At 72.0% G+C, this 7049-nt stretch carries 5 protein-coding genes; all 5 read left to right on the top strand.

Annotation, left to right across the window (positions count from 1 at the left end):
- The first annotated feature begins 306 nt into the window (after positions 1 to 306).
- The gene (locus tag H9652_RS09455) at positions 307 to 1518 is read left to right on the top strand and encodes an AI-2E family transporter (RefSeq protein ID WP_225228014.1); all 1212 of its coding nucleotides are present in this window, start codon (positions 307 to 309) and stop codon (positions 1516 to 1518) included.
- Positions 1519 to 1690: 172 nt separating this feature from the next.
- Positions 1691 to 2896: an RtcB family protein gene (locus H9652_RS09450; RefSeq protein WP_191796004.1), complete on the top strand. Its 1206-nt coding sequence runs from the start codon at positions 1691 to 1693 to the stop codon at positions 2894 to 2896.
- A gap of 172 nt (positions 2897 to 3068) precedes the next feature.
- Complete coding sequence (ald, locus tag H9652_RS09445; protein ID WP_191796003.1) at positions 3069 to 4184, top strand: alanine dehydrogenase; 1116 nt, start codon at positions 3069 to 3071, stop codon at positions 4182 to 4184.
- Positions 4185 to 4243: 59 nt separating this feature from the next.
- Positions 4244 to 4867, top strand: coding sequence for a GNAT family N-acetyltransferase (locus H9652_RS09440; protein ID WP_191796002.1), 624 nt, complete (start codon positions 4244 to 4246; stop codon positions 4865 to 4867).
- Positions 4868 to 4921: 54 nt separating this feature from the next.
- A complete protein-coding gene (locus tag H9652_RS09435) occupies positions 4922 to 7009 on the top strand; it encodes a M3 family metallopeptidase (protein ID WP_191796001.1) in 2088 nt (695 codons plus the stop codon).
- Positions 7010 to 7049 lie beyond the last annotated feature (40 nt).

The following is a 7049-nucleotide window of genomic DNA, read 5'->3' as shown; positions in this document are numbered from 1 at the left end:
TAGCGCGTCTGCCATTCCGCCACCCGGACAGGTGTCAGGTCCCGGCGTTCCCGCCGGGGGCCTTGCGGGGAAAAACATAACACGTTTCGGGCACCGAGCGTGCATCCGGCCCGTGGGGCAGACTGGGGAGCGTCCCTGGACCCGTCGCACCGGTCGGTGCAGGTCAGGGGTGGTTTCACCGGCGGACCGACAGCGGATGGGGTGCTCGTGGCTGAGGACAAGGACGCAGGACCCGACGACGTCACGGCGTCGAGCCCGGGGAGCGGGGCGGACCGCCCGGCGGCGTCCGTCAAGCACCTGGCGGGCCTGAGCCCGGCGGCCAAGAAGGTCGCGGGCGCACGCCGCAACCCCTCGGTCGTGGGGGTCGACGACTCGGTGCCGACATGGCTGCGCACGAGCGCTGGCTGGTCGTGGCGGATCCTGCTGCTGGTCGCGGCGGTCGGCCTGGTCTTCTACGCGACGGCCCAGGTGCAGATCGTCTTCATCGCGGTCTTCCTGGCCCTGGTCATCAGCTCCGTCCTGAACCCCGTGACCGACTGGTACGCCAAGATCATGCCGCGAGGACTCGCGACAGGGCTCGCGCTCCTCTCGGCCTTCCTGGTGCTGGGCGGTCTGCTGACGTACGTCGTCACCTCGGTCGCGGGCCAGTGGGAGAGCCTCGCCGGGCAGTTCAACACCGGCATCGAGAAGATCTTCGACTTCCTGGAGCACGGCCCGCTCCCCGTCACGATCACGTCCGACGACGTCGACACCTGGATCGAGAACGGCCGCAAGTGGATCACCGAGCACGGGGGAGACATCGCGAGCCAGGCCGCTGCGAGCGCCGGCTCGGTCTTCGAGGCGTTCGCGGTCCTCGCCCTCGCGATCTTCTGCACGGTCTTCTTCCTGGCTCGTGGCAAGGACATGTGGACGTGGTTCCTCAACCAGCTCCCGGCGCGCTCGCGCGAGACCTGGACGCTGGCCGGGGGCGCCGGGTGGTACACGTTCTCCGGCTACGCCCGGGGCACGGTCATCATCGCCCTCGCCGACGGGATCCTCGCGGCGATCGTCCTGGTCGTCCTCGGGGTGCCCCTCGCGGCGCCGCTCGCGGTCCTCGTGTTCATCGGTGCGTTCATCCCGCTCATCGGCGCCCCGGCGGCGATGGTCATCGCGATGGTCGTCGCGCTGGCGGCGAACGGCATCGTCAACGCGGCGCTCGTCGGCATCTTCATCGCCCTCATCGGCCAGTTCGAGGGACACATCCTGCAGCCCCTGGTCATGGGCAAGCAGGTCTCGTTGCACCCGGTCGTGGTCGCGCTCGCGGTGACATCCGGGACGTTCATCGCGGGGATCCTCGGCGCCGTCGTGTCCGTGCCGCTGGTCGCGGTCGCGTGGGCGGTGTTCAGCAAGCTGCGTCGCAAGGACCCGCCCATGGAGAAGGAGATCCCCACGGCCAAGGAGATCGCGCTCTCCGGCAAGGAACGCTCCTCGAACGGCGGCTCGACCGGCAAGGACAAGGAGGCGACGGCCGACGCCTGAGGCGGGCCCCGCCGTCGGGCATGTGCCCGACGCCGGCGCCGCGCACCCCGCGCACGTGGTCTCGCCTACTTGAGGCGGCGTCCCTCGGTCGCCCCGCGCCCGCGCGACGGCAGCCGGACGAGCGGCGCAAATCGCTCGCCGCCGCACCCGGCGACCTGCCACAGTTCTCGCCATGACCACGAACCCCCGGGCGTCGAAGAACGCGGCGACCCGCCTGACCAAGACCCTGTGGAGCTGGGCCTCGATCCTCGACGACGGTGCGCGTGAGCAGGCCGAGCGCACGTCGACCATGCCGTTCGTCCACCCGCACCTGGCCCTCATGCCCGACGCCCACCTGGGCCTGGGCGCGACCGTCGGCTCGGTGATCCCGACGCTGCGCTCGATCATCCCCGCCGCGGTCGGCGTCGACATCGGCTGCGGCATGGTCGCCGTCCGCACGCGGTACACGGCCGCCGACATCGCGGGGACCGCGCTGCGCGACCTGCGGCTCGCGATCGAGAAGGCCGTGCCGACGAGCGCCGGCTCCTGCAACCAGCGCCTGACCGACACCGCGACGGCCCGCGTCGCCGAGCTCGAGGCGCTCGCGGGCAAGGCCGGGTTCGACCCCGCGCGATACGCCGGGAACTGGCGCCTGCAGCTTGGGTCGCTGGGGTCCGGGAACCACTTCATCGAGGTCAGCCTCGACGAGGAGGACCGGGTCTGGTTCTTCCTCCACTCGGGGTCGCGCGGCGTGGGCAACAAGATCGCGCAGCACCACATCGCGGTCGCGCGCGAGCTCATGACCCGGTACTGGATCGACCTGCCGGACAAGGACCTCGCGTACCTCGTCGAGGGCACGGACGAGTTCTGGGCGTACATCCGTGAGCTGCGGTGGGCCCAGCACTTCGCCCTGCTCAACCGCGAGGAGATGATGGACCGCGTCGTGGCCGCGTTCGACACCTGGTCGGGGCTCGCCCCGGTCGAGGAGGCCGAGCGCATCAACTGCCACCACAACTTCACCGAGCAGGAGCACCACTTCAGCAAGGACGTGTGGGTCTCGCGCAAGGGCGCGATCCGTGCCCGCGAGGGTGACCCAGGGCTCATCCCGGGGTCCATGGGCACGGCGTCCTACGTCGTCGTGGGCAAGGGGAACCCGCTCGCGCTCGACTCCGCACCGCACGGCGCGGGGCGCGAGTACTCGCGGAGCAAGGCGCGCAAGACGTTCACGCACGACCAGCTCCGTGAGGCCATGGCCGGGATCGAGTACCGCGACACCGACGCGTTCATCGACGAGATCCCGGCGGCCTACAAGTCGATCGACCGGGTCATGCAGGACGCGGCGGACCTCGTCGAGGTCCGCCACACGTTGCGCCAGATCGTCAACGTCAAGGGCGACTGACCGGCCGCCCTGGGGTGCCGAGAACGAGGTTGAGGTCGTCTCCCGGTCGGGAATGACCTCAACCCCGTTCTCGGCACCAGGACGGGGGCCGACGGCGGAGCGCACCCCTCGACGAGGGCGCTCCCGGGGCCCTCGGCGCGCGCGATCGGCGTGCACGCGACACGCTGGCGGCATGAGGATCGGGATACCTGCCGAGGTCAAGAACAACGAGTACCGCGTCGCGCTGACCCCTGCGGGCGCCCATCATCTGGTCGCCGCCGGCCACGAGGTCCTCGTCCAGGCCGGTGCAGGGACCGGCTCGGCCATCTCCGACGAGGACTTCGCGTTCGCGGGCGCGCACGTCCTGGACACGGCCGAGGAGGTCTGGGGCCGGGCCGAGCTCGTGTGCAAGGTCAAGGAGCCCGTGCCGAGCGAGTACCCGCTGCTGCGCGACGACCTGCTGCTGTTCGCCTACCTCCACCTGGCCGCCGACCCCCTCGGCACGGCCGCGCTGCTCGACGCAGGGACCACCGCGGTCGCGTACGAGACCGCCCAGGCACCCGACGGCTCCCTGCCGCTCCTCGCTCCCATGAGCGAGGTGGCCGGGCGCATGGCGACCCAGGTCGGTGCGTACCACCTCATGCGGCCGGCGGGCGGATCGGGCGTGCTGCTCGGCGGCGTCCCCGGCAGCAGGCCGGGACGCGTCGTGATCCTCGGTGGCGGGACCGCCGGGCGGCACGCGGCTGAGATCGCGGTCGGCATGCGTGCCGAGGTCACGATCCTCGACCTGTCGCTGCCCGTGCTGCGCGCGCTCGACCAGGAGTTCGCGGGCCACGTGCGGACCGTCGCGTCGAGCGCGTACGCGATCGAGCAGGAGGTGCTCGCGGCCGACCTGGTGATCGGTGCGGTCCTCGTCGCAGGGGCCCGCGCTCCGCGCCTGGTGACGAACGACCTCGTGTCCCGCATGAAGCCCGGGTCGGTCCTCGTCGACATCGCCGTCGACCAGGGCGGCTGCTTCGAGGACTCCCGCCCCACCACGCACGACGACCCCACGTTCAGCGTGCACGGCTCCACGTTCTACTGCGTCGCGAACATGCCGGGTGCGGTCCCCGTGACCAGCACGCACGCCCTGACGAGCGCGACCCTGCCGTTCCTCGCGCTCCTCGCGGACGGCGGGACGAGCGCGCTGCGCAGCGTCCCGCTGCTGCGCACCGGGCTGACGACCGTGGCCGGGACGCTCGTCAACGAGCAGGTCGCCGTCGCGCTCGGGCTGCCGTGGGCGCGGGTCGTGGACGTCCTGGGGGAGTAGCGCCGGTCGCTTCCCGAAATGCCCTGTCGACCCTCGCCATGCGGTGGCATGCTGTCCGGATGGAACCTTTCGTCCTCGCCAACGAACGCGTCCACCTCGCGATGCCCACCGCGGCCGACGTCGACCGCATCACCGCGCTCTGCCAGGGAGCGGAGATCGCCGCGTGGACCACGGTGCCCAGCCCCTACACGCGTGCGGACGCGGCGACCTTCATCGAGGACATCGTGCCCGAGGCGTGGCGCACGGGCCGCGGGAGCACGTGGGCGATCCGCCGCCCGGACGCCCCGGACGGACCCGCCCTCGGCATGGTCGGGATCACGCTCGACTCCTCGCCCACGCACGAACGATCGGCCGAGATCGGGTACTGGCTCGCGCCCGAGGCGCGCGGCGAGGGGCTCATGACGGAGGCCGCCCGCCTCGTGGTCGACTGGGCGTTCGACCCCGAGGGGCTGGGGCTGTCCCGCATGGTCTGGACCGCGTTCACGGGCAACTGGGCCTCGCGCCGCGTCGCGTGGCGCCTCGGGTTCCGGGTCGAGGGCACCGTACGGGGCCACGGCATCCAGCGAGGCACGCGTCGGGACGCGTGGATCGGGACGCTGCTCGCCGCCGACCCGCGCGAACCGGTCGAGCCGTGGCCGTCCGCCGAGGCAGGGGACCACGCGGGCCAGACGCGGGCACACTGACCTCGCCGGGAATGATGTCGTGAGCCGGGCGCCCGCCGGGTGAAGATAGGACGCATGACGAGCACCCTCGACCCGGCCAACCCGTTCGCCGCGGCGTCCACCCTCCCGTACCAGCTCCCCGACTTCACGACGATCCGCGAGGAGCACTACCTCCCCGCCCTCCGCGCCGGCATGGAGGCCGAGCGCGCGGAGGTCGAGGAGATCGTCACCAACCCCGAGGCGCCCACGGTCGCCAACACGCTCGAGGCCCTCGAGTCCGCGGGCCAGCTCCTGACCCGCGCGGTCACGGCCTTCTACAACGTCGCGAGCGCCGACTCGACGCCCGGCCTCGAGGACATCGAGGAGACCGTCGCGCCCGAGCTGTCGGCGCACCACGACGCGATCTACATGGACGCCCGCCTCTACGGGCGCGTCCGTGCCCTCCAGGACGCCGTCGACGCCGGCGAGCTCACGCTCGAGGCCGACACCGCCTGGCTCCTGCACACCCTGCTGGTCGACTTCCGCCGGTCGGGCATCGAGCTCGACGCCGCGGACCAGGACCGCCTGCGTGACCTCAACGGGAAGCTGACCTCCCTCGAGGCCGCGTTCGGACGCAAGCTCCTCGCGGGCGCGAACGCCGCGAGCGTCCTGGTCGACGACGCCGCCGAGCTCGAGGGCCTGCCCGAGGACGCGATCGCCGCGGCGGCCGCAGCGGCCGCGACCCGCGGGCACGAGGGCAAGTACCTCCTCGAGATGCAGCTGCCCACGCAGCAGGGCGTCATCGCGTCGCTCGCACGCCGCGAGACCCGTGAGCGCGTCCAGCAGGCGTCCGTGACGCGCGGCGCGACGGGCGACGACAACGACACGCGCCAGATCGTGCTCGACCTCGCGCGCCTGCGCGCCGAGCACGCACGACTCCTCGGGTACGACCACCACGCGGCGTACATCGCCGAGGACGCGACGGCCAAGACGACCGACGCCGTCAACGCGATGCTCTCTCGCCTGGCCCCGGCGGCCGTCGCGAACGCACGCCGCGAGGCCGGCGACCTCGAGGTCGCGCTCGCCCGCGAGGCCGGCGACGGCGCGGAGCTGCGTGCGTCCGACTGGGCGTACCTCGCCGAGCAGGTCCGCAAGGAGCGCTACTCGCTCGACGACGCCGCGCTGCGTCCCTACCTCGAGCTCGACCGCGTCGTGACCGACGGCGTGTTCAAGGCCGCGAACCTGCTCTACGGCATCTCGTTCACCGAGCGCACCGACCTCGTGGGCTACCACCCCGACGTCCGCGTGTTCGAGGTCTTCGACGGGCCGGTCGGCGAGCCCGACCAGGGCCTCGGGCTGTTCCTCGCGGACTTCTACACGCGTGAGTCCAAGCGGGGCGGCGCGTGGATGAACAACCTGGTCGACCAGAACCACCTGCTCGACCAGCCGCCCGTCGTCGTGAACAACCTCAACATCGTCAAGCCGCCGGCGGGTGAGCCCACGCTGCTCGTGTGGGACGAGGTCATCACCCTCTTCCACGAGTTCGGCCACGCGCTGCACGGCCTGTTCTCGGACGTGCGCTACCCGTCGCAGTCGGGCACCGAGGTGCCGCGCGACTTCGTGGAGTACCCCTCGCAGGTCAACGAGATGTGGGCCTGGGAGCCCACGATCCTCACGTCCTACGCGGTCCACCACGTCACGGGCGAGCCGATGCCGGCCGCGTGGGCCCGGACCATGCTCGCCTCGCGCCTGTTCAACGAGGGATTCGGGACGACCGAGTACCTCGCGGCCGCGCTGCTCGACCAGGCCTGGCACCAGCTCGTCCCCGAGCAGGTCCCCACGAGCGTCGACGACGTCCTGCCGTTCGAGGCCGCTGCCCTCGACGCGGCCGGGGTCGCCTTCGCGCCCGTGCCGCCGCGCTACCGCACCACGTACTTCAACCACGTGTTCGGCGGCGGCTACTCGGCCGGCTACTACTCGTACATCTGGTCCGAGGTCCTCGACGCCGACACCGTGACGTGGTTCGAGGAGAACGGTGGCCTCAACCGGGCCAACGGCGACGCGTTCCGCAAGAAGCTGCTCGCGCGCGGCGGCTCGGTCGACCCCATGGTCGCGTTCGCGGACCTGCGTGGCCGCGACCCGGAGATCGCGCCTCTCCTGACGCGTCGCGGGCTCGACGCGTAGTCCCCGCTCCAGAGCGCTCCCGAGCGCCCCCGGGGGCCCC

Origin of the sequence: Oerskovia rustica, from assembly GCF_014836555.1 — a bacterium.
In the GTDB taxonomy this organism is placed as follows: Bacteria; Actinomycetota; Actinomycetes; order Actinomycetales; family Cellulomonadaceae; genus Oerskovia; species Oerskovia rustica.
Note: the sequence above shows the minus strand (reverse complement) of the source record. Positions and strands in the feature narration are given on the sequence as shown.

Excerpts from the sequence above, each read along its gene's own strand:
- H9652_RS09450 (WP_191796004.1), top strand. The coding sequence starts at position 1,691 with ATGACCACGAACCCCCGGGCGTCGAAGAACGCGGCGACCCGCCTGACC.
- H9652_RS09435 (WP_191796001.1), top strand. The coding sequence starts at position 4,922 with ATGACGAGCACCCTCGACCCGGCCAACCCGTTCGCCGCGGCGTCCACC.
- H9652_RS09440 (WP_191796002.1), top strand. The coding sequence starts at position 4,244 with ATGGAACCTTTCGTCCTCGCCAACGAACGCGTCCACCTCGCGATGCCC.
- ald (WP_191796003.1), top strand. The coding sequence starts at position 3,069 with ATGAGGATCGGGATACCTGCCGAGGTCAAGAACAACGAGTACCGCGTC.